The sequence below is a fragment of the Paracoccus marinaquae genome (assembly GCF_018860165.1).
Taxonomy (GTDB): Bacteria; Pseudomonadota; Alphaproteobacteria; order Rhodobacterales; family Rhodobacteraceae; genus Paracoccus; species Paracoccus marinaquae.
Window position 1 is genome coordinate 35,522 of record NZ_JAHKNG010000016.1, and the last position, 18,923, is coordinate 54,444.

At 67.4% G+C, this 18,923-nt stretch carries 26 protein-coding genes; 11 read left to right on the forward strand and 15 right to left on the reverse strand.

Annotated features, from left to right (window positions below; all coding sequences use genetic code 11):
• Positions 1–112 precede the first annotated feature (112 nt).
• The 5 genes from KNW02_RS10720 (at position 113) to KNW02_RS10740 (ending at position 3,653) form a co-directional block, all read left to right on the forward strand.
• A complete protein-coding gene (locus tag KNW02_RS10720) occupies positions 113–1,447 on the forward strand; it encodes a hypothetical protein (protein WP_216033268.1) in 1,335 nt (444 codons plus the stop codon).
• The gene (locus KNW02_RS10725; RefSeq protein WP_216033269.1) at positions 1,444–1,974 is read left to right on the forward strand and encodes a DUF2249 domain-containing protein; all 531 of its coding nucleotides are present in this window, start codon (positions 1,444–1,446) and stop codon (positions 1,972–1,974) included. The genes KNW02_RS10720 and KNW02_RS10725 overlap by 4 nt, the downstream gene beginning before the upstream one ends.
• Positions 1,971–2,270 carry a metal-sulfur cluster assembly factor gene (locus KNW02_RS10730; protein WP_216033270.1) on the forward strand — a complete coding sequence of 100 codons (300 nt, stop codon included), beginning with the start codon at positions 1,971–1,973 and terminating at the stop codon, positions 2,268–2,270. Before KNW02_RS10725 ends, KNW02_RS10730 begins: the two co-directional genes overlap by 4 nt.
• Positions 2,271–2,421: 151 nt before the next feature.
• Positions 2,422–3,114, forward strand: a complete 693-nt coding sequence (locus tag KNW02_RS10735) for a Crp/Fnr family transcriptional regulator (RefSeq protein ID WP_216033271.1) — start codon at positions 2,422–2,424, stop codon at positions 3,112–3,114.
• A gap of 140 nt (positions 3,115–3,254) precedes the next feature.
• Positions 3,255–3,653: a pseudoazurin gene (locus KNW02_RS10740; protein WP_431356754.1), complete on the forward strand. Its 399-nt coding sequence runs from the start codon at positions 3,255–3,257 to the stop codon at positions 3,651–3,653.
• A gap of 33 nt (positions 3,654–3,686) precedes the next feature.
• Here KNW02_RS10740 and KNW02_RS10745 read toward each other — a convergent pair whose 3' ends face one another.
• The 10 genes from KNW02_RS10745 to KNW02_RS10790 are packed head-to-tail and all read right to left on the reverse strand — an operon-like array spanning position 3,687 to position 9,153.
• Entirely contained in the window at positions 3,687–3,971 is a 285-nt protein-coding gene (locus KNW02_RS10745; RefSeq protein WP_216033273.1) for a DUF6522 family protein, read from the reverse strand.
• The gene (locus KNW02_RS10750) at positions 3,968–4,201 is read right to left on the reverse strand and encodes a hexameric tyrosine-coordinated heme protein (RefSeq protein ID WP_216033274.1); all 234 of its coding nucleotides are present in this window, start codon (positions 4,199–4,201) and stop codon (positions 3,968–3,970) included. Before KNW02_RS10750 ends, KNW02_RS10745 begins: the two co-directional genes overlap by 4 nt.
• A complete protein-coding gene (ccoS, locus tag KNW02_RS10755) occupies positions 4,149–4,361 on the reverse strand; it encodes a cbb3-type cytochrome oxidase assembly protein CcoS (RefSeq protein WP_216033275.1) in 213 nt (70 codons plus the stop codon). The genes KNW02_RS10750 and ccoS overlap by 53 nt, the downstream gene beginning before the upstream one ends.
• On the reverse strand, positions 4,358–5,155 hold the full coding sequence (locus KNW02_RS10760; protein WP_216033276.1) for a DUF2189 domain-containing protein: 798 nt from the start codon (positions 5,153–5,155) through the stop codon (positions 4,358–4,360). Before KNW02_RS10760 ends, ccoS begins: the two co-directional genes overlap by 4 nt.
• Before the next feature lie 13 nt (positions 5,156–5,168).
• Positions 5,169–5,327, reverse strand: coding sequence for a hypothetical protein (locus KNW02_RS10765; RefSeq protein ID WP_216033277.1), 159 nt, complete (start codon positions 5,325–5,327; stop codon positions 5,169–5,171).
• Positions 5,324–6,196: a cytochrome-c oxidase, cbb3-type subunit III gene (gene ccoP, locus KNW02_RS10770; RefSeq protein WP_216033278.1), complete on the reverse strand. Its 873-nt coding sequence runs from the start codon at positions 6,194–6,196 to the stop codon at positions 5,324–5,326. Before ccoP ends, KNW02_RS10765 begins: the two co-directional genes overlap by 4 nt.
• Positions 6,193–6,363, reverse strand: coding sequence for a cbb3-type cytochrome oxidase subunit 3 (locus KNW02_RS10775; protein ID WP_216033279.1), 171 nt, complete (start codon positions 6,361–6,363; stop codon positions 6,193–6,195). The genes ccoP and KNW02_RS10775 overlap by 4 nt, the downstream gene beginning before the upstream one ends.
• A complete protein-coding gene (ccoO, locus tag KNW02_RS10780) occupies positions 6,360–7,088 on the reverse strand; it encodes a cytochrome-c oxidase, cbb3-type subunit II (protein WP_216033280.1) in 729 nt (242 codons plus the stop codon). Before ccoO ends, KNW02_RS10775 begins: the two co-directional genes overlap by 4 nt.
• 4 nt (positions 7,089–7,092) lie before the next feature.
• The gene (gene ccoN / locus KNW02_RS10785; protein WP_216033281.1) at positions 7,093–8,718 is read right to left on the reverse strand and encodes a cytochrome-c oxidase, cbb3-type subunit I; all 1,626 of its coding nucleotides are present in this window, start codon (positions 8,716–8,718) and stop codon (positions 7,093–7,095) included.
• An 18-nt stretch (positions 8,719–8,736) separates the two neighbouring features.
• Positions 8,737–9,153: an RrF2 family transcriptional regulator gene (locus KNW02_RS10790; protein WP_216033282.1), complete on the reverse strand. Its 417-nt coding sequence runs from the start codon at positions 9,151–9,153 to the stop codon at positions 8,737–8,739.
• An 89-nt stretch (positions 9,154–9,242) separates the two neighbouring features.
• Between KNW02_RS10790 and KNW02_RS10795 the strand changes: the two genes are divergently transcribed.
• From KNW02_RS10795 to KNW02_RS10820, 6 genes are read left to right on the forward strand one after another with little or no spacing between them, the layout of a single operon-like run.
• Positions 9,243–9,686 carry a group III truncated hemoglobin gene (locus KNW02_RS10795; RefSeq protein ID WP_216033283.1) on the forward strand — a complete coding sequence of 148 codons (444 nt, stop codon included), beginning with the start codon at positions 9,243–9,245 and terminating at the stop codon, positions 9,684–9,686.
• A gap of 15 nt (positions 9,687–9,701) precedes the next feature.
• On the forward strand, positions 9,702–10,190 hold the full coding sequence (locus tag KNW02_RS10800) for a hemerythrin domain-containing protein (protein WP_216033284.1): 489 nt from the start codon (positions 9,702–9,704) through the stop codon (positions 10,188–10,190).
• Positions 10,183–10,527, forward strand: a complete 345-nt coding sequence (locus tag KNW02_RS10805; protein WP_216033285.1) for a carboxymuconolactone decarboxylase family protein — start codon at positions 10,183–10,185, stop codon at positions 10,525–10,527. The genes KNW02_RS10800 and KNW02_RS10805 overlap by 8 nt, the downstream gene beginning before the upstream one ends.
• Positions 10,528–10,555: 28 nt before the next feature.
• Positions 10,556–11,599, forward strand: a complete 1,044-nt coding sequence (locus KNW02_RS10810) for an NAD(P)H-dependent flavin oxidoreductase (RefSeq protein ID WP_216033286.1) — start codon at positions 10,556–10,558, stop codon at positions 11,597–11,599.
• The gene (locus KNW02_RS10815; protein WP_216033287.1) at positions 11,596–12,303 is read left to right on the forward strand and encodes a 5-formyltetrahydrofolate cyclo-ligase; all 708 of its coding nucleotides are present in this window, start codon (positions 11,596–11,598) and stop codon (positions 12,301–12,303) included. The genes KNW02_RS10810 and KNW02_RS10815 overlap by 4 nt, the downstream gene beginning before the upstream one ends.
• Positions 12,300–13,505 carry an NnrS family protein gene (locus KNW02_RS10820; RefSeq protein WP_216033288.1) on the forward strand — a complete coding sequence of 402 codons (1,206 nt, stop codon included), beginning with the start codon at positions 12,300–12,302 and terminating at the stop codon, positions 13,503–13,505. Before KNW02_RS10815 ends, KNW02_RS10820 begins: the two co-directional genes overlap by 4 nt.
• A gap of 10 nt (positions 13,506–13,515) precedes the next feature.
• Here the strand turns inward: KNW02_RS10820 and KNW02_RS10825 are convergent, their stop codons facing one another.
• The 5 genes from KNW02_RS10825 to KNW02_RS10845 form a co-directional block, all read right to left on the reverse strand.
• Positions 13,516–13,980, reverse strand: a complete 465-nt coding sequence (locus KNW02_RS10825; RefSeq protein WP_216033289.1) for a TlpA disulfide reductase family protein — start codon at positions 13,978–13,980, stop codon at positions 13,516–13,518.
• Positions 13,981–14,035: 55 nt separating this feature from the next.
• A complete protein-coding gene (locus tag KNW02_RS10830) occupies positions 14,036–14,782 on the reverse strand; it encodes a hypothetical protein (RefSeq protein WP_216033290.1) in 747 nt (248 codons plus the stop codon).
• Between the two features lie 74 nt (positions 14,783–14,856).
• The gene (locus KNW02_RS10835) at positions 14,857–15,480 is read right to left on the reverse strand and encodes a MarR family winged helix-turn-helix transcriptional regulator (protein ID WP_216033291.1); all 624 of its coding nucleotides are present in this window, start codon (positions 15,478–15,480) and stop codon (positions 14,857–14,859) included.
• A 139-nt stretch (positions 15,481–15,619) separates the two neighbouring features.
• A complete protein-coding gene (locus KNW02_RS10840; protein WP_216033292.1) occupies positions 15,620–16,960 on the reverse strand; it encodes an HlyD family type I secretion periplasmic adaptor subunit in 1,341 nt (446 codons plus the stop codon).
• Positions 16,953–18,848, reverse strand: a complete 1,896-nt coding sequence (locus tag KNW02_RS10845) for a type I secretion system permease/ATPase (protein ID WP_216033293.1) — start codon at positions 18,846–18,848, stop codon at positions 16,953–16,955. Before KNW02_RS10845 ends, KNW02_RS10840 begins: the two co-directional genes overlap by 8 nt.
• Between the last annotated feature and the right edge of the window lie 75 nt (positions 18,849–18,923).

An 18,923-nucleotide genomic window follows, 5' to 3' on the forward strand; every position in this document is an offset into this window, starting at 1 on the left:
AAGCGGGCGTCAGTTACGAATTTGACCAATCGACCGGGCTCTTTGACAATAGTCAAAGATCGGGCCGCCCCGCCGCGACATTCTGGCAGAAACGACGCTGAGCGGAGTCGCCATGCCCGGAAGACATCTTGCGCGCTGGACGCTGAGCTGGTTTGCCAGCGCGTTGCTGTTTCTGATCGCGGCGCTGGCCCTTGCCGTCCTTCTGGCCCCCGCTCCGGGCGAGTGGACGGGCGGGCGCGGGCTGGCGCTGGTGCATCTGCTGGCGATCGGCTGGCTGAGCCAGATGATGTTCGGCGCCCTGACCCAGTTCCTGCCGGTCCTGCTGGCGCACCCGCTGCTGTGGCCGCATCTCTCGCCCGTGGCGCTGGCACTGACCGGGGCCGGGACGCTGCTTCTGGCGCTCGGCTTTACCGGCCTCGAGGGCTGGAGCCCCGGTTTCCTGCTGCTGCCGCTGGCCCCGGTGCTGCTGGGGGCAGGGTTCGGCCTGATCGCGGTCATGGCCGCGGGCTCGCTGGTGCCGGCCCGCGGATGGCGCGAGGGGACCGGTCGGCCGGTGATCCTTGCTTTCGTAGCGCTCGGTTTTGCCTTTGCCAGCGGTGAGGGCATGGCGATGACCGTCGCCGGTCTGGACGGGGCCTTCGCAATCGGTCTGGACGCCCTGCCCTTTCACATCGGTCTGGCCGTCGCAGGCTGGCTGGGTCTTGGGACGGCCGGGGTCAGCTATCGGCTGTTTGCGATGTTCCTGATCGCGCCGGATGGCGGCAGCAGGCTGCGGACGGTAACCGCCGGCGCGGCGCTTGTCCTGCTGTTCCTGCTGGCCGCGGGCCTGCTGCGCGAGATTGCCACCGGCGCCGCCCCGTCCCTTCTGCTGGCGGCGGCGTTCTGCATCAGCCTGACGGCCGGCCTCTATCTGACCGACATCATCCGGCTGTGGCGCGCGCGTCGGCGCAGCGTCCCCGAGGTGAACATGCAGATGAGCCGGCCCGCCCTTGCCTTTCTCGCCGCCGCCGCGCTGATGGCGCCGGCTGCGGTTCTGAAGGGAGGCCATCTGGCCGAGGCCACCGTCTTTGCCGCCCTGATCGGCTGGCTGTCGGGACTGACCCTGACGCAGATGATCAAGATCATCAGCTTTCTGACCTGGATTCAGGTCTTCGCGGCCCGGATCGGGCGCGGTGCGCTGCCGCAGGTGCATGAACTTGTCGATGAAACCGCCAGCCGGCGCTGGCTGTCGCTGTGGTTCGGCGCGGCAGCACTGGGAACCCTGGCGCTGCTGGCCGGGCAATCCGTGGCGCTGCGCCTGTCTTTCGCCCTGCTTCTTGTCGCGGCACTGGGTATTGTCCGCCAGATCTGGCGGATCCGCCGTCTGGCCCTTGTCCCGCCCGCCATGCGCCCCGACTGCCTGCCGCCTCTGTTTCTTCCCCCCGCTCGAACGGAACCCCTGCAATGACCCAGACAACAGACCCGATCCGCGAACTGGATGTCCGCCCGATCCTTGCCTCCGGCCAGGATCCCTTCGGCGCCATCATGGATGTCGTCGGCTCGCTGCCTCCCGGCACGTCGCTGCGGCTGATCGCGCCCTTCCAGCCCACCCCGCTGTTCAGCGTCATGGCCCGCCAGGGCTATGCCGCCGCCCCCCGCCAGCGCGGGGATGGCGCGTGGGAGGTTCTGTTCAGCCCGGACACCGGCAGCACCACGGAACAGGACCTGTCGCCCGGCAGCAACCGCGAGGCGATGTTCTGGCCCGATCCCGCGCAATCTCTGGACCTGACCGGCCTGATGCCACCCGAGCCGATGGTGCGCATCCTCGCCACGCTGGAAGACATGGCCCCGGGCGAGGTGCTGTTTGCCTTGCTGGAACGCGAGCCGGTCTTCCTGTTTCCCGAACTGAGCGCGCGCGAGCATGACTGGGCGGGCAATCTGGCCGCCGACGGGGCCGGCTACCGGCTGCTGATCCGGCGTGGCGGTGAGAAATGAACACGGCCGGGTCTGCCCTGCGCCAGCCGGTCGAGGCCGCGCTGGCCACGATCATCGACCCCGAAACGGGGTATGATCTGATCGCCATGGGGTTGATCCGTGCCATCCGGATCGAGGATGGCCGGGTCCATGTCTCGATGACCACGACCGTTCAGGGCTGTCCGATGACCGAGGCGCTTCGGCTGGGGGCCGAGGCCGCGCTGGCCTCGGTGCCCGGCGTCTCTGAGGCAAAGGTGGACATGGGCTGGGATCCGCCCTGGACGCCCGACCGCGTCGGCCGCGGCGTCTGGTCATAAAGGCGAAGCTGCATGTCATGGGACATCGTTCGGCCCCTGCCGCGGCCCCGGCCCGCCGGATGGCCGGCGGATGTGATGCAGCCTTTTGCCACCTTTCGATCCGGGCGATTTCCTGTAATCTCCTGCGGCGCGGACAAGAACGGATCTGCCCATGACCGTGGATATCTCCCTGCTGCGGGGACTGGCGCTGTTTCGGCAACTGGACGAGACGACGCTGAGCCGGCTGATGAAACGCGCGACCCTCCGGCGGTTCGCCGCGGGCGACACCGTGTTCGAGCAGGGCGCGCCCGCGCGTACGTTCTTCATGCTGATCTCGGGGCGTCTGAAGGTGACGCAGGTGACGGCGGACGGCCGGCAGGTCATGGTACGGGTGGTTCATCCCGGCGATCTTTTCGGCTTTGCCCGCGCGCTGTCACGGTCGGATTATCCCGGCACCTCGCGGGCGGCGGTGGACAGCCAGGTGATCGGCTGGCCGATGGCCGACTGGGATGCGGTGGTCGAATCGACCCCGCAACTGGCGCTCAACGCCATGCAGACCATCGGCCAGCGCCTTGATGAGGCCCATACACGCCTGCGCGAACTTTCGACCGAAGAGGTCGAACGGCGGGTGGCCCATACGGTGCTGCGCCTGACCCAGAAGGCCGGACGCCGTGACGGCGACGGCACCCGCATCGATTTCCCGATCTCGCGCCAGGATATCGCAGAGATGACCGGCACGACGCTGCATACCGTCTCGCGCATCCTGTCGGGATGGGAAAGCAGGGGCATCGTGCGTGGCGGCCGGCAGCGGCTGACCCTGGTGGACAGCGATGCGCTGCGGCAGATTGCCGATCCCGAAATCTGAGTTTTTTCGTCACTCTTTGCGTTTTGTCAAACAGTCCAGCGATCCCGGGCGCTAGTCAGGGGCCACGGGCCTCGATGGCCCCTGGAAAGGAATTCAAGATGAAGAACAGAACCTTTGTCATCGCCTCGGCGCTGGCCGCCATGCTGGCCGGGACAGGCGCGTTTGCCGCCGAATACGAGGTGCATATGCTGAACAAGGGCGAAAGCGGCGCGATGGTGTTCGAGCCGGCCTATGTCCGCGCCGAGCCGGGCGACGTGATCCGTTTCATCCCCACCGACAAGAGCCACAATGTCGAGGCGATCAAGGACGTGCTGCCCGCCGGCGTCGAGCCGTTCAAGAGCAAGGTCAATGAAAGTTTCGACCTGACCGTGGCCGAAGGCGGCCTTTACGGCGTGAAATGCACGCCGCATTTCGGCATGGGCATGGTCGCCCTGATCCAGGTCGGTGAAGGCCCGTTCGATGTCGAGGCTACGAAGGCGGTCAAGATGCCCAAGAAGGCGCGCGAACGCTTTGACACGGCGCTGGCCGAGGTGAACTGAGGCCGGCCGCGCTTCACCGCGGAAACAACGCTGTCAGCCGCCGCGAGAACTCGCGGCGGCTTCGTTTCCGGACACCGGAAAGCTGGCTTTGCTGAGAACGGTCCCGTCGGCATCGAGGGTCAGGCGCAGCGCGCGGGCCTCGTAATAGAAGGTCAGCCGCCAGCGGCCCTCGTCTTCGCCCTGGCCGCGTTCGCTGCGCGAGGTGATCCGGCCATTGCGCATCATGTCCTGAACCACCGAGGATTGCAGGCCGAACGCCGCCGCCAGAAGCCCGGCATCGACCACGAACCCCTCGGCGGTCAGTTCCACATCGCTCATGACTGGCCTCGCCAATAGCCGTTCGCGGCGGCGACGGTGGCGAAATGGGTCGCCACCACCTGGCTGACGGCGATCAGCGCATCCGCATCCCCGGCATATTCCGGACGAAGCTTGTCCCTCACGGCCGCATCCGGCTGGGTCAGCTTGACCGCGACCCGGGCCAGCTTGACCGCAAGGTCATAGCCCGCTTCGGGCGTCGGGGTGATGAGTGTCGGAAGCCAGTCGGACATGGCCATTACCTTCCTCTTTGGGTGGGTCCTGTGGTGTGATGACGCGCCAGGCGGCGCCGTCGGGATCGTCGAACTGCCCGCCGCGCAATGCCCAGAAGAACGCGGCCAGCCCGACGAGCCCGAGGGCGATGGACACGGGGATCAGGACCGCAAGGCTCATCCCGCCTCTCCGCGGATGGCGCGATAGGCATGCCATGTGCCGTGGCCGAGGACCGGAAACACCACGATCAGCCCCAGAAGGCCGGTGACCACCGACAGGCCGATGCCCACCGCGACGATCACGCCCCAGGTCAGGCAGACGCCAAGGTTCTTGGTGGTCATCACGAAGCTGAGGCCCAGCGTGGTCAGCGCATCGCGCCGCTCCATCACCAGCATCGGCACCGAGAACAGGCTGAGCGCGAAGGCAAAGGCCGCAAACAGCGCCCCGACCGCGCCTCCGGTAAGGATCAGGCCCCAGCCGCGCAGCGTGGTCAGGGTATTGGCGATGGCATCCGCCGCCCCCGGAAAGGGCACCAGCCCGAAGAACAGCGCGTAAAGCAGATCCGCCGCGCGCAGCCAGAACAGGACCAGCAGGCCCAGCAGCAGCCCGGCATAGGCCATCTGCCCGCCCGAGACCGGGCGGACGAACAGCATCTCGGAGAGACCGAGATTGCGGCCCTCGCTGAGCGCGCGGCTTTTCTCATACAAGCCGACCGCCAGAAACGGACCGATGATGAGAAAGCCCGAGATCGCCGGAAGGGCCAGATACAGCAGGCCGCTGGCATAGAGCGCCCAGAGCACCAGATAGGACAGTGCCGTCAGGCACAGCCCGTAGGCAAGGCTGGGCCAGGGATCGGCGCGCAGGTCGCGCCAGCCCGCCGACAGCCAGTCGAAGGCCGTGCGCGCCGGCAGATGCCGGGCATAGGGAGATTCCGGGCGATCCGGGCGCAGAACGGCGGGAAGCGGTTCCAGCATGGCGAGGCTCCTTTCAGCAGGCGCGCTTGGCTGGCGCGGCGTCCGCGCGCAGGATGCAATCGGGCTGCGAGCGCAGCGCAGCATTCAGGAAATGCGCATTGGCCGCAACGAACACCGCCACGACCGCGACGGCGCCGGCGATGGCCAGCCGCTTCTGGGCGCGCCCGGTCATTCCGCCCCCTCTCCGCCAGCCTCGGCCAGCCCGGCGACATAGAGGGTCAGCAGCCTGATCTCGGCCTCGGACAGCCTGTCGGTCCAGGCCGGCATGGTGCCGGCACGCCCGCCCCGCAGGGTTTCCTGCACGGTGCGGCTGTCCTGACCATAGATCACCGCGGCATCACGCAGCGACGGGGCGCCGATCTCGAGCCCGCCCTCGCCGCCGTCACCGTGGCAACTGGCGCAGTTCTCGGCAAAGAGGTCGGCCGCCACACCCGCCCCGTCACGCCCCTCGGGCAGACCCGATACATAGCGCGCGACGGCGGCCCGTTCCTCGCGGCTCATCCAGTCGAAGGCCGGCATCTCGGCGATGCGCGCATCCGGATGGCCGGAATTGATGCCAAAGCGGATGGTTTCGGCAATGGCCTCGGGATCGGCACCCCACAGCCAATGCGCGTCGGACAGCACCGGAAAGCCCGGACCGCCCTGCCCCGTCTCGCCATGGCAGGCGGCGCAATTGTCGGCAAACAGCCGTTCTGCGGCCGGCATCGCCGTGGCCATCAGATCGGCATCGGCCCGCAAGACCTCGAAATCGCCGGTCTCCATCTTGGCCAGCCATTCGCCGCGCCAGTCCGAGATGTCGCGATAGCCCGCAACCGCCATGTCGCCTTGATTCAGCCCCAGCAGCCCGCGCGTATAGTCGCGCCCCAGCGGCCAGGCCGGCAGCAGGATCCAGGCAATGACCGCATAGACCACCGTGATCAGCAGTGCCCAGATCGCGATCCGGGGAAAGGGCGTGTTCAGTTCCTTGATGCCGTTCCATTCATGCCCGGTGGTGTCATAGCCGGTGACCGGGTCGATCTCGCGCTGGTGGTGATCGCTCATTCCGTGACCTCCTCTTCGGGATCGGGTTCGAGGATCGAGCGCGCCGCCGCCTCGTAGGACGCCCGGCGCGAGGGGCTGTAGGCACGGATCAGGACGATCAGGAAGAACCCCATCAGCCAGATCAGACCGACCGTCTGGGACAGATAGACAAGCTGGTCGTAACTCATTCCGCGCCCTCCGCCAGCAGTTCATAGGGGGCGTTGGTCAGCGTTCCCAGGGATTGCAGATAGGCCACCACCGCATCCATTTCCGTCAGTTTCGACGGATCACCGTCGAAACTTCGGATGGCGACGGTTTCGCCATAGCGTTCGATGACCGCCTCGGCGCCGTCGCTGTCGGGGCGGCTCTGGGCCAAGGCATCGTTCGCCGCGCCCTCGATCATGGCCTCGTCATAGGGCACGCCCAGCCGGGCCAGCGTCGCCAGTTCGTCGCGCAACAGCCCGATCTCCAGCGGTCGCATCAGCCAGGGATAGGAGGGCATGATCGAGGCCGGCACCACGCTGCGCGGGTCGATCAGATGGGCGACATGCCAGTCATCCGAATATTTCCCGCCCAGCCGCGCCAGATCGGGGCCGGTCCGCTTGGACCCCCACAGCATCGGCCGGTCATAGGCGCTTTCGGCGGCCAGCGAATAGGGGCCGTAACGGTCCAGTTCGTCGGCAAGGCTGCGCACCATCTGGCTGTGGCAGGCATAGCAGCCCTCGCGGATATAGATCTCGCGCCCGGCCAGTTCCAGCGGCGTATGCGGGCGCAGATCGTCGGGCAGTTCGACCGTCTCATTGATGCTGAACAGGGGCGCGATCTCGACGATGCCACCGATCGAGGCGGCGACGATGATCCCCACGACCAGCCCCATGGAAACCTTTTCCAGATTGTAGTGAAGCTTCAGCATCGCCCTACTCCGCCGGTTGCGTGGCAAGGGGGCGGTCGGCGGCCTCGATCGGCGCCGCCCGCATCGTCGCCCGACAGTTCAGCGCACAGATCACCGCGCCGGCCAGGAACATCGCCCCGCCGATGGTGCGCAACAGGTAATAGGGCGCCATGGCGCGCACCGATTCGATGAAGCTGTAGGACAGCGCGCCGTTCTCGTCATAGGCCCGCCACATCAGCCCCTGGGTGATGCCGGCGTTCCACATCGCGACGACGTAAATCAGCGTCCCCGTCACGGCGAGCCAGAAATGCCACTCGACCGCGCGGGGCGAGGCCATGGTCTCGCGCCCCGAGATCTGCGGCACCAGCGTATAGATGGCGCCGAAGATGATCATCGCCACCCAGCCAAGCGTGCCGGAATGGACATGGCCCACCGTCCAGTCGGTGTAATGGCTGAGCGAGTTCACCGGGCGGATGGCGAGGAACGACCCCTCGAAGGTCGACAGGCCGTAGAAGACGGCGGCCACGAACATGAAGCGCAGCGTGGCATCGTCGCGGACCTTGTGCCAGGCGCCGTTCAGCGTGGCGATGGCATTGCCGGCCGAGGCCCAGGACGGCACCAGCAGCATCACCGAGAAGGTCATCCCCAGGGTCTGCGCCCAATAGGGCAGCGCGGTGTAATGCAGGTGGTGCGAGCCGACCCAGATATAGAAGAACACGATCCCCCAGAAGCTGAGGATCGACAGCCGGTAGGACCAGATCGGCCGGCCCGAGCGCACCGGCAGGAAATAATACAGCATCCCCAGGAAGCCGGCGGTCAGGAAGAAGGCCACGGCATTGTGGCCGTACCACCATTGCACCATGGCATCCTGCACCCCGGCCCAGATCGGAAAGCTTTCGGCCGTGGTCAGGCGGACCGGCAGCGCCAGGTTGTTGACGATATGCAGCATCGCCACGACCAGGATGAAGGCCAGGTAATACCAGTTGGCGACATAGATATGCGGCTCATGCCGGCGGGCCAGGGTGCGCAGATACAGGATGAAATAGGTCACCCAGACGACGACCAGCCAGATATCGGCATACCATTCGGCCTCGGCATATTCCTTGGACTGGGTGCTGCCCATCAGATAGCCGCTGACCCCCCAGAGGCAGAACAGGTTGAAGCCCAGCAGAACCACCCAGGGGCTGACCGAGTCGGCCAGCCGCGTGCGCGAGGTCCGCTGGACGACGAAGAACGAGGTCGCGATCAGCGCATTGCCGCCAAAGCCGAAGATGATGCCGGTGGTGTGAACCGGGCGCAGCCGCCCGAAACTGGTCCAGGGCAGCAAGGGCGTCGCCTCGGGCCAGTAGAGCAGCGCCGCCACCCAGACGCCCGCGCCCATGCCGATCATCGCCCAGATCAGCGTCATCACGATGCCAAAGCGTGTCGGCGCGTCGTAATAGCGGCTCGCCCGCCCGGCGGCCGGGAGGGGATCGTCCAGCGCCGCCGCCAGCTTCACCGCCAGCGCCACGCCCAGGACCATTGCCATGCCGCCGTGAACGGCCATCGCGCCGTGACGCGCCGCAGCCGCCATCACCAGCCCGAGAACGGCCAGCAGAACCGACAGGACGAGTCCCAGCCGGCGTTCCGAAAGACTGAGGGTATTGATCATCCGCGCACGCCCTTTCACCTATGCCATCACAGGGGCCGGCAGCGCTATATCCGCCAGCGTCGACTGGTTCAGATCGTCCATGAACCGCGCCTCGGCCCGGCGCAGTCGCGCCTTGAGGTTACAGCATCCTTCGACGGTGCAACAGCCGCCATCTGCCCCGAAACACTCGACCAGCGCCTGCCCTTCCTCCAGCAGCCGCACCACATCACCCAGCCGGATATGTTCGGGCCGGCGCCGCAACTGCGCCCCGCCGCCGCTGCCGCGCCGGGTCTCGACGACGCCGCCCCGGGCAAGCCGCTGCATGATCTTGGTCAGGTGATGCCGCGACAGCCGGAATTCATCGGCCAGTTCGGCGGTCGAAAAGGCCCTCTCGGGCGCGCTTGCCATGCGCATCAGCATGCGCAGGCCATAATCGGTGAATGAGGTCAGACGCATCAGGTCCAGCACCCGAATTGAATCGGCATTTACAATACCTATTAACAGGTGTAGTCCTCAAATCAAGTCCTGAGCATCAGGAGAGATGCATGACTTCCACAGCCCCGCAGATCGTCAGCGCCCGCCCTCGGATGACGGCCGAGATCATGGCCCGGACCGGTCTGGACGAGGCCCGGCTTGCCCGGCTGGTGGATGGCTTCTATGCCAAGGTGCGCCGGGATCCGGTGCTTGGACCGATCTTCGAGGCGCGGATTGCCGACTGGGGGCCGCATCTTGCGCGGATGAAGGACTTCTGGTCCTCGGTCGCGCTGATGACCGGCCGCTATCACGGCGCCCCGGTTCCCGCCCATCTGGACCTGCCGGTCGACTGGCCGGAATTCGAGCGCTGGCTGGCCCTGTTTCGGGAAACCGCCTTCGAGACCTGCCCGCCCGACGGTGCCCGCCACCTGATCGAGCGGGCCGAGCGCATCGCCCGCTCGTTGAACATGGCGATCCGGAATGCAAACCCAGGGCAGGTTCCATCCCTGCTGTAATCGAAAGGAAAGGACATGACTGCCGCGCATCCGCCGCAGGATCCCGCCGGGCTTACGGCCTTCATCGAGACGCAGTATCACGCGAAGCATCGCCAGCAACTGCCCGAACTTGCCGCCCTCTCGAACAAGGTCGAGACGGTGCATGCCGGCCAGGCGCATGTGCCGGCCGGCCTGTCCGTGCTGCTGCAGCGGATGATCGGCGAGATGGAGGTGCACATGAAGAAGGAGGAACTGATCCTGTTTCCGGCCATGCGCCGGGCCTCGGGCGGCGGCCTTCAGGCGCCCATCGCGGCGATGCGCGGCGACCATGACGACCACGCGGCCGAGATCCGGCAGATCCGCGCGCTGACCGACGACCTGACCCTGCCCGAGGGAGCCTGCCGCAGCTGGACGCGGCTCTATCAGGACCTGCAGGGTTTCGTGGCGGATCTGGAAGAACACATCCGGCTGGAAAATGAGGTACTGTTTCCGCAGTTCGAACCCGACGGAGCGCACCATGGCTGATCTGAACCTGCCGAAACCGACCAGAGAGCTTGTCGACCGCCGTCGCGCGCTCGCCCCCGAGGCCGAGGATGCCTTTCGCGCCTTCTCCAAGACGGTCTTCGCGGACGGCGCGCTGGACGGGCGCACCAAGCAGCTGATCGCCGTGGCCGTCGCCCATGTCACGCAGTGCCCCTGGTGCATCGAGGGCCATGTCAAGGCCGCGCGGCGTGCCGGCGCCAGTTCCGAGCAGGTCATGGAGGCGATCTGGGTCGCCGCCGAGATGCGTGCCGGGGCGTCCTGGGCCCACGCCCTGAAGGCCGTGACCCTGCTGGACGACAGCGAAGCGGACGGGGCCTGATGCAGCTGCGGGCAAGGGCCGGACGAAGATGATACCCGCGCGCGGCAAGGACCCGCTGCAGACGGCGCTGTGCGAGTTGCTGGGGTGCGAGGTTCCGGTCATTCTGGCCGGCATGGGTGGCGTGGCGCGATGGGAACTGGCCGCCGCCATCGCCGAGGCCGGCGGCTATGCGACCCTCGGCATGGTGCGCGAAGACCCCGACCTGATCGAGCGCGAAGTCACCGCCCTGCGCGCGGCAACCGACCGGCCCTTCGCCGTGAACCTGATCCCTTCGGCCACCGATCCGACGCTGCTGGACGCGCAGATCGGGCGTTGTCTCGATCTTGCCGTGCCGGCCTTTTCCTTTTTCTGGGATGTGGTTCCCGCGGCGATCGAACGGGTCAAGGCCGCGGGCTGCCTGGTGCTGCATCAGGTCGGAAACCCGGATGCCGCTCGCGCGGCCGAAGCCGCGGGCGCCGATCTGATCATCGCCCAGGGGATCGAGGCCGGGGGCCATGTCCACGGGCGCCAGCCGGCCTTCGCGCTGGCCGAAGCGATCCGCGCCGCCAGCGATCTGCCGGTGGCGGTCTCCGGCGGCATCTCGACCGGCGAGGACCTTGCCCGTGCCATCGCGGCCGGGCTGGACGGGGTGCAATGTGGCACCGCCTTCATCGCGACCGACGAATCCTTCGCGCATGCCTATCACAAGACGCGCGTGGCCGAGGCGACCGGCGAGGACACGGTCCTGACCGACATCTTCGTTCTGAACTGGCCCAAGGGCGCGGCGGTACGGGTCCTGCGCAATTCCGTCACCGATGCGCTGGCGGGCCGCTATCTGGGGCATGATCCCGCCGCCCTGCCCCGCGAACCCATCGCCTGGGACGACGATGTGCCGCGGCTGCGTTTCAGCACCGACTCGCCGCTGCGCTTGACCACCGGCGATCTTGAGGCGATGGCAATCTATGCCGGACAGGGCGCCGGCCGGGTGACCTCGATCATGCCGGCCGCCCAGAGGCTGCAACGGATGGCAGCCGAGGCGCGACGGATCCTTGGAGACACCGCACCTGCACGGATATCGGAAAGCGCGCCATGAGCGAGGCCTTCAAAAGCTTTCGCTGCCAGAGCGGTTTCTCGTCGCCCCCCTGCTATGCGTCCGGGATCGCCCCCGACTATTTCGATCCACTGGCCGTCGATCCGCAGCAGGCCGCCGATGTCGGCCGCTGGCGCAGGGCGGAAAGGGACCGCCTGCGCGCGGCACGCCGCGGGCTGTCGATCGCCGAACGGCAGCGCGCCGACGCCGCACTGAGCCGATCGCTGCGCGAGTTGTTGCGGGACCGTTTCGACGGCGCAAGGGGGCTGGTTCTCTCGGCCTACTGGCCGATCAAGGGCGAACCCGACCTGCGTCCCTTGATGACCGATCTGCACCTGGGCGGCGTCGAGATCGCCCTGCCCGTGGTCGAGACCCGGGCCGCCCCGCTGATCTTCCGGCGCTGGACACCCGAAACGCGGATGATCCGTGGGCACTGGAACATCCCCGTCCCGCCCCCCGAGGCGCCTTCCGTCATCCCCGCGATCGTGCTGGCGCCGCTGCTGGGCTGGAGCGGCGACGGCTTCCGGCTGGGCTATGGCGGCGGATATTTCGACCGCACCCTGGCGGCGCTGAAGCCGCGCCCCTTCGCCATCGGAATCGGCTTCGAGGCCGCGCGCCTGCCGACGATCTATCCCCAGCCCCATGACATCCCGCTGAATGTGATCCTGACCGAGGCCGGGTCGTACCCCGCCCGCCAGACCGGATGACCAGCACCGCCGAGCAGATGCGCGCCTGGCGCGGGCCGGCGCTGCTCAGCTTTGGCTTCCGGCCGATGTTTCTGGGTGCCGCGATCTGGGCGGCGCTGGCGATGGTGCTGTGGCTGCTGGCCATGGCCGGGCGGATCGACCTGCCGACCCGGTTCGATCCCGCAAGCTGGCATGCCCATGAGTTCCTGTTCGGCTATCTTTCGGCCGTCATTGCCGGCTTCCTGCTGACGGCGGTGCCGAACTGGACGGGACACCTGCCCGTCATCGGCTGGCCGCTGGGCGGGCTGCTGTGCCTGTGGATCGCCGGGCGGCTGGCGATCCTCTTTTCGACGGCGATGCCCCCCGCGGCCGCGGCGCTTGCCGATCTGGCGATGCCGGTGGCGCTGCTCGCCTTCCTCGCCCGCGAGGTCATCAGGGGCCGGAACTGGCGCAACCTGCCGCCGCTGACCTTGCTGGGCGTCTTCACGCTTGGCAATGCCGTGTTCCACTGGGAGGCGGCGCAGGGCCATGCCGCAGCGCAGGGCTTTGGGCTGCGGATCGGCCTTGGCGCCGCCGTCATGCTGATCGCGCTGGTCGGGGGCCGGATCCTGCCCTCGTTCACCCGCAACTGGCTGGTGCGGCAAGGCCCGGGACGGCTGCCGGTGCCGCCGATGCAGGGTTTCGACCGGATCGGCCTGATGGCGCTGCTGGCGGCGTTGGTGGTCTGGATCGCGGCACCCGAGGCGCGGCTGTCAGCACTGATGCTGGCCGCAGCCGGGGCGCTGCACCTGCTGCGGCTGTCGCGGTGGGCGGGAGAGCGGACCGGACCCGAGCCGCTGCTGTGGATCCTGCATCTGGGCTATGCGTTCCTTCCCGCCGGTGCCCTTGTGATCGCTGCCGCAATCCTCTGGCCCGGCCTGCTGGGCCCGGCACCGGCGCAGCACCTGTGGATGGCCGGCGCAATCGGCTCCATGACGCTGGCGGTGATGACGCGCTCGACCCTGACCCATACCGGCCAGCGGCCCGAGGCCGGGCGCGGAACGCTGGTGCTGTATCTGTCGCTGCTGCTGGCCGTCGCCGCGCGGCTGGCCGCGGGCCTCTGGCCCTCGCAGTCAACGGCATTGCTGACACTGTCCGGGCTGGCATGGATCGGCGCGTTCGGCGGCTTCGCCCTGCTCTACGGCCCGGCCCTGCTGCGCCCGCGCCAGCGCGCGCGCATCTGAGGTAAGGGCGTCAAGCGGCCCGCGCCTCACGGATCAGTTCCATGACCTCTGCCCCAAGCGCCAGATCCGCCACCTGCCCGAAATGGCGCGCCCGCATCCTGCCCTGGCGGTCGAACAGCACGAGGCTGGGCGTTCCCTCCAGGCCCCAGGCCGCCATCGTGCGCGGCAGTCCGGTGGTGCCCGGCGCGTCCATGGCGACCGGAAAGCGGATGCGCCATTCATGCAGGAACGCAGCCAGTCCGGCGCGGCTGTTGCCGTCGTGATGCTCAAAGACGCTGTGCAACCCGATCACAGCCAGATCCGCCGCCTCGAAGGTCTGGCTCAGGCGCTGCGCCTGCGGCAGGCCATGCAGGACACAGCCCGGGCAGAGCATCTGGAACACCTCGACCGCCAGAACCCGGCCCCGGAAATCCGCGAGCGCCATCGGCCGGTCGGCATTCAGCCATTCGGCGGCGAAGAAGGGGGGATCATCCATATCCTGCATCCTTGTGCTGTCGGGCGCGGCGGCAAGCGACGCCGCGCCCTTTTGGCTATTGCCCGGCCTGGCCCGGCAGGCTCAGATCGCCCGAGGCGATGTCGAACACATCGGTCACGCAAAGCAGCGGCGCGTGGACATTGGCGTTCACCTGCAAGGCCGAGGTGACCGCATCGAACCGTGCCTGACCCACCGCGCCGATATCGGCGAAGGGTACCTTCACGCTCAGCTTCGGCCCCTCGAAGACCGGCGACCAGCCGGGGCTGTCGATCAGGATCGGCAGCCCCGGCCAGGTCAGCGGCAAGGGCGGGGTCGCGCCTTCGGGAATGTCGATCACCTTGAGCGCGCCCGGCCCGCAGGCGTCGTCCGGGCCAAGGACGACCCAGTGGCTGTGCCACAGCGCGCCGTCGTCATCGGTGCTGCCCGAGCGGCTTTCATCGAACAGCGGCGTGTCGTCGAAATCGGGATGGATGGTGACCGCGAAGGCGAGGATCCCGGCCCCGCTCTCAAACCCCACCGTGGCGGGATCCAGCGTCGTCGGCCAGACATAGGAAAAGACCGGCGCCCCGGCCAGCGCGCCGGCCGCCTCGGGCCCGTCTTCGCCCGGCGTGCCGGCGACCGACATCGAGAAGGTGGCCAGCCGGCGATCGGTGGTGATATCGGCGGCCACGATATCGAAGGCCGCCCGCTCGGCATTTCCCGCCTCGGCGGCAAGCTCGTGCGCGCCGGCCGCGCCGGCCGCAAGGCCCAGCATCGCCGCCGCGCCGAACACATGGCGAAGGGATCGTTTCTGTGTCATCATCAGGTGCTTCCTTTCGTGACAGAGGGGTTGCATTGGGCACCCGGGCCGTTGCCGCGGCTTTCCGGGTGCCCGCCTTACCCCACGGCCAGCAGACGCGCGCCCGCGAGGGCCGCCTGCTCTGCCGTGGCGGTTTCGTGGTCGCCGCAATCCATCCGCAGGCCGGCATCGCCGAAGGCGGCATCGACCAGCGCGCAATGATGCGGCGCGGCGGCATCATCATGGACATGGGGGCGGAAATAGCGGCAGGTCACGCACATGCGCTGAACCGGGATCGCGCGCGCCTCCTGCAGTGACCGGATCACCTGGGTCAGCGAGCGCAGCAGCGCCCCGCGCTCGGCATCGCCAAGACCTGCGATCGCCCCAAACAATGCCTCGGGCGCCTCGGGGATCCGCTTGGCAAGGGAATGGCCTGCCGCCGTGGCCTCGATGCGGCGGGCACGCCCGTCATCGGGATCGGGACGGCGGACCACCAACCCTTTCTTCGCCAGCGCCGACACCGTGTCGCTGAGGCTGGCCTGCGACACGCCCAGCAAGGCGGCCAGTTCGGCCGCACGCTCGGGCCGGGCCGCGACCCGCAACAGCACCTCGCCCTGCGTCGGGTTGAGACCGGCAGCCCCGAAGACCTGCCACTGACTGGCCCGCCAGAATACGGCGAGGCGCTGCAAGGCAGTTGCGATCTGTCGGGAACTTCCGGGCATGGGGCACCTCCATGCCTTACAATATAGGAGTCCTAATTATTTTCAAGCCCTGTCGACGAAATGGGCAGGGCGAACCACCAAACAGAACGGGCGGCCCTCACGGGCCGCCCGATGCGGGCAGGATGCCGCGAGGCCGAAGCTATTGTTCGCGGAACGCCCGCGACATGCTGTCGATGATCGGCCGGGCCAGATATTGCGCGAAGGTCCGCTCTTCGGTCTGGATCATGATCTCGGTGGGCATCCCCGGCGTCGGGGAAAAGTTGGCGACGCGGGCGATCTGGTCTTCGCTCAGCGAGATACGGGCAAGATAGACCTCCTGCATCTCTCCGGTCGACGCCTCGACGATCGAGTCGGCCGACAGATAATAGACCTCGCCCTCGAGGATCGGAGTGATGCGCTGGTTCAGGGCGGTCAGTCGCACGCTGGCCTTCTGCCCGGTCTTGACGCTGTCGACCTCATTGCGCGAGATCGTCGCCTCGATGATCAGCGGAGCATCCGACGGCAGGATCTCGAGGATCGGCTTGCCGCTTTCGACGACGCCGCCAGAGGTGTGGTAATAAAGCCGGACCACGGTGCCCGCCACCGGCGCCACGACCTCGGAACGATCAAGAACGCTTTGCGCCTTGCGCGACTGTTCGCGGATACTTTCCAGTTCCGCCTGAACGGCCTGCAACTGGTCAAGTGACGCCTGCCGGTATTCGCTGCGCGCCTTCTCGATCTGGTCCTCGGATTTCAGCTGCATCTGCTCGATTTCGCCGATCTCGGCCTCGAGCCGACCGATCTGGCCCTCGGCCTCGATCTTGACACGTTCGACCGCAATGACCTCGGGCCGGCGCGTCAACTGCTTCTCGAACAGTTCGTTCTTCGCGGCCAGTTCCTCGATCAGCAGTTCGAGCTGAGCCCGCAACGAGGCAAGCTGGGTCTCGTAGCCGACCTTCCTGACCCCCAATGCCTCGGTATTCCGGACCAGCAGGATCAGATCCTGCTTGAGGGCCCGGCGCGAGACTTCGAAGGCCAGTTCCTGGCTCGCGATGATCGCCTCGAACTCACTGTCACCGCGCAGGGCGACGATGTGGCGGGGGAAGGTCAGTTTTTCCTTCTCGGCATATTCCGCCAGAAGCCTGGCCTCGGTCGCCTCGAGCCGATAGCGGCGCAGTTGCAGTTCCCGCTCATTGGCCAGAGAGGCGGTCTCATCCATCCTGAGCAGGATCTCGCCGGCCTCGACCCGGTCGCCCTCGCTGACGCGGATTTCCTTGATGATCCCGCCTTCGAGGTGCTGGATGATCTTGTTCTGCCCGGTCGCCACGAAGGACCCCTGGGCGATCACGGCCGCGGCCAGAGGGGCGCGGAACGCCCAGGCCGAGAAGCCGCCGAAGCTGACCACCAGCAACAGGATTCCGAACAGGGCCTGACGCCGGATCGAGCGGGGAACATCGCGGTACCATTGATCGTGACCGCCGACGGTAACCAGTTCACGCATCGGGTTTCCCTCCCTGTTCGGGGATCTGGGCGCCGGCCTTCTTGCCGGCCAGCTTGCGCAGGACCGCCTCGCGCTGGCCGAACATGGCGACGCTGCCATCGGCCAGCAGCATGATCTTGTCCACCACCGACAGCAGCGAGGGCTTTTGCGTGATCACCACGGTCGTGATCCTGTTCGCCTTGGCATGGCCGACCGCCCGCGCCAGCGCCCGGTCTCCGGCCGCATCGAGGTTCGAGTTCGGCTCGTCCAGCACCACCATGCGCGGGTTGCCGAAGAAGGCGCGAGCCAGCGCGATCCGCTGTTTCTGCCCGCCCGACAGCGGCGAGCCATCGGCGGATACCAGCGTCTCGTAGCCCTGCGGCAGCGATGCGATCATCTCATGCACATCGGCCAGAACGGCGGCCTCGTGGATCTGGGCATCGGTCGCATCCTCGCGCATGCGGGCGATGTTCTGCTTGATGGTGCCGGGGAACAGTTGCACGTCCTGCGGCAGATAGCCGATGTTTTCGCCGAACTGGCGCGGATCCCAGTTCCGCAGATCCATCAGGTCAAGACGGACATTGCCCGAGGTCGGCAGGATCGAACCCACCAGCATCTTGCCGAGCGTGGTCTTGCCGGCACCCGAATTGCCGATCACGGCAAGGGTTTCACCGGGCGACAGCGCAAAGCTGACGCTGTTCAGCACGACCTGCTTGGTTCCGCCCGGAATGTAGAGCAGACGCTCGACATCCAGCCGCCCTTCGGGCTGCGGCAGATGCAGCCGCTCATACTGCAGCCTGGAGCCGCGCAGCAGGGTCGCGATCCGGCCATAGGCCGCGCGCGACAGCAGGAAGGCGTTCCAGCCCTCGATCGACCCCTCGACCGGTGCCAACGCCCGGCCGGCGATGATCGAGGCGGCGATGACCATGCCGCCGGTGATCTGGCCGTCGAGGGCCAGATAGGCGCCCCATCCCAGCATCGCGACCTGGGTCAGCAACCGCACCGCCCGCGACACCGCCGCCGAGGTGATGTTGCGATCCTGCGCCTGAACCTGCGCGCGCAGCGACTGCGCGGTATCCCGGCCCCAGATCGCCACCGCCTCGGGAATCATCGCCATGGCATTGATGATCTGGCTGTTGCGCGACATCGAATCCAGATGCAGGTTCGCCTTGCTCTGCGAGAAATTCGCCTCGGCGAAGGGCTTCGAGGTCATCCTCTGGTTCATCACGGCGATCACGAACAGCATCAGCGCCGTAACCACGACGATCACGCCAAGCTGCGGGTGGATCAGGAAGATCGCCAGGATGAACAGCGGCGCGAAGGGCACGTCCAGAAACGAGATCAGCGTGCCCGAGGTCAGGAACCCGCGCAGCGTCTGCAGATCGCCAAGGGTCTGGTATTCGCGCCCGTTGCTGTGCAGCGAGGCATGTGCCGCGGCACTGAGGATCGGCGCACCCAACTGGACGGCGACCTCGACCGCGGTCCGCATCAGCATGAAGCGCCGCACGGCGTCGAAGATCGCCTGCAGCACCACCGCGCCGCCGATGACCAGCGTCAGCATGACCAATGTGTCGACCGAACGGCTGGTCAGGACGCGGTCCGAGATCTGGAACAGATAGACCGGAATGGCGAGGATCAGCACGTTCGTCGCCAGCGTCATCAGCATGACGAAGGCCATGTTGCTTCGCACGACGGTCAGGCCCTTGCGCAGGCTTTCATCGAAATTCTGCGGACCCAGGCGGCGATGGAACCCGGGTCCCTTGCCGCCGCCTCCGCCGCCGCCCGTCGCGGGGGGGCCGGGGCGCTTCATGATCGGGCCGGTCGAACCTTCGATCGTGGCACCCATGCCCTTGGCCTCGCTGCCCTTCCGCGCGGCTGGCGCGGGATCGTCACCGCGTGCCTCCGGCATCAATTTCAGCGGCGGCTCGGCACCATCCTTCACAGCAGCGGTTTGCGCCGCCCCTGCCCCGCCGCTGGACGCGGC

Coding starts and splice junctions, on each gene's coding strand:
- KNW02_RS10810 (WP_216033286.1), top strand. CDS start 10,556: ATGATACCCGCGCGCGGCAAGGACCCGCTGCAGACGGCGCTGTGCGAG.
- KNW02_RS10835 (WP_216033291.1), bottom strand. CDS start 15,480: ATGCCCGGAAGTTCCCGACAGATCGCAACTGCCTTGCAGCGCCTCGCC.
- KNW02_RS10805 (WP_216033285.1), top strand. CDS start 10,183: ATGGCTGATCTGAACCTGCCGAAACCGACCAGAGAGCTTGTCGACCGC.
- KNW02_RS10825 (WP_216033289.1), bottom strand. CDS start 13,980: ATGGATGATCCCCCCTTCTTCGCCGCCGAATGGCTGAATGCCGACCGG.
- KNW02_RS10745 (WP_216033273.1), bottom strand. CDS start 3,971: ATGAGCGATGTGGAACTGACCGCCGAGGGGTTCGTGGTCGATGCCGGG.
- KNW02_RS10790 (WP_216033282.1), bottom strand. CDS start 9,153: ATGCGTCTGACCTCATTCACCGATTATGGCCTGCGCATGCTGATGCGC.
- KNW02_RS10830 (WP_216033290.1), bottom strand. CDS start 14,782: ATGATGACACAGAAACGATCCCTTCGCCATGTGTTCGGCGCGGCGGCG.
- KNW02_RS10795 (WP_216033283.1), top strand. CDS start 9,243: ATGACTTCCACAGCCCCGCAGATCGTCAGCGCCCGCCCTCGGATGACG.
- KNW02_RS10760 (WP_216033276.1), bottom strand. CDS start 5,155: ATGCTGGAACCGCTTCCCGCCGTTCTGCGCCCGGATCGCCCGGAATCT.
- KNW02_RS10735 (WP_216033271.1), top strand. CDS start 2,422: ATGACCGTGGATATCTCCCTGCTGCGGGGACTGGCGCTGTTTCGGCAA.
- KNW02_RS10820 (WP_216033288.1), top strand. CDS start 12,300: ATGACCAGCACCGCCGAGCAGATGCGCGCCTGGCGCGGGCCGGCGCTG.
- KNW02_RS10740 (WP_431356754.1), top strand. CDS start 3,255: ATGCTGGCCGGGACAGGCGCGTTTGCCGCCGAATACGAGGTGCATATG.
- ccoN (WP_216033281.1), bottom strand. CDS start 8,718: ATGATCAATACCCTCAGTCTTTCGGAACGCCGGCTGGGACTCGTCCTG.
- KNW02_RS10765 (WP_216033277.1), bottom strand. CDS start 5,327: ATGACCGGGCGCGCCCAGAAGCGGCTGGCCATCGCCGGCGCCGTCGCG.
- KNW02_RS10775 (WP_216033279.1), bottom strand. CDS start 6,363: ATGAGTTACGACCAGCTTGTCTATCTGTCCCAGACGGTCGGTCTGATC.
- KNW02_RS10750 (WP_216033274.1), bottom strand. CDS start 4,201: ATGTCCGACTGGCTTCCGACACTCATCACCCCGACGCCCGAAGCGGGC.
- KNW02_RS10800 (WP_216033284.1), top strand. CDS start 9,702: ATGACTGCCGCGCATCCGCCGCAGGATCCCGCCGGGCTTACGGCCTTC.
- KNW02_RS10720 (WP_216033268.1), top strand. CDS start 113: ATGCCCGGAAGACATCTTGCGCGCTGGACGCTGAGCTGGTTTGCCAGC.
- ccoS (WP_216033275.1), bottom strand. CDS start 4,361: ATGAGCCTTGCGGTCCTGATCCCCGTGTCCATCGCCCTCGGGCTCGTC.
- KNW02_RS10815 (WP_216033287.1), top strand. CDS start 11,596: ATGAGCGAGGCCTTCAAAAGCTTTCGCTGCCAGAGCGGTTTCTCGTCG.
- KNW02_RS10845 (WP_216033293.1), bottom strand. CDS start 18,848: ATGCCGGAGGCACGCGGTGACGATCCCGCGCCAGCCGCGCGGAAGGGC.
- KNW02_RS10730 (WP_216033270.1), top strand. CDS start 1,971: ATGAACACGGCCGGGTCTGCCCTGCGCCAGCCGGTCGAGGCCGCGCTG.
- ccoO (WP_216033280.1), bottom strand. CDS start 7,088: ATGCTGAAGCTTCACTACAATCTGGAAAAGGTTTCCATGGGGCTGGTC.
- KNW02_RS10840 (WP_216033292.1), bottom strand. CDS start 16,960: ATGCGTGAACTGGTTACCGTCGGCGGTCACGATCAATGGTACCGCGAT.
- ccoP (WP_216033278.1), bottom strand. CDS start 6,196: ATGAGCGATCACCACCAGCGCGAGATCGACCCGGTCACCGGCTATGAC.
- KNW02_RS10725 (WP_216033269.1), top strand. CDS start 1,444: ATGACCCAGACAACAGACCCGATCCGCGAACTGGATGTCCGCCCGATC.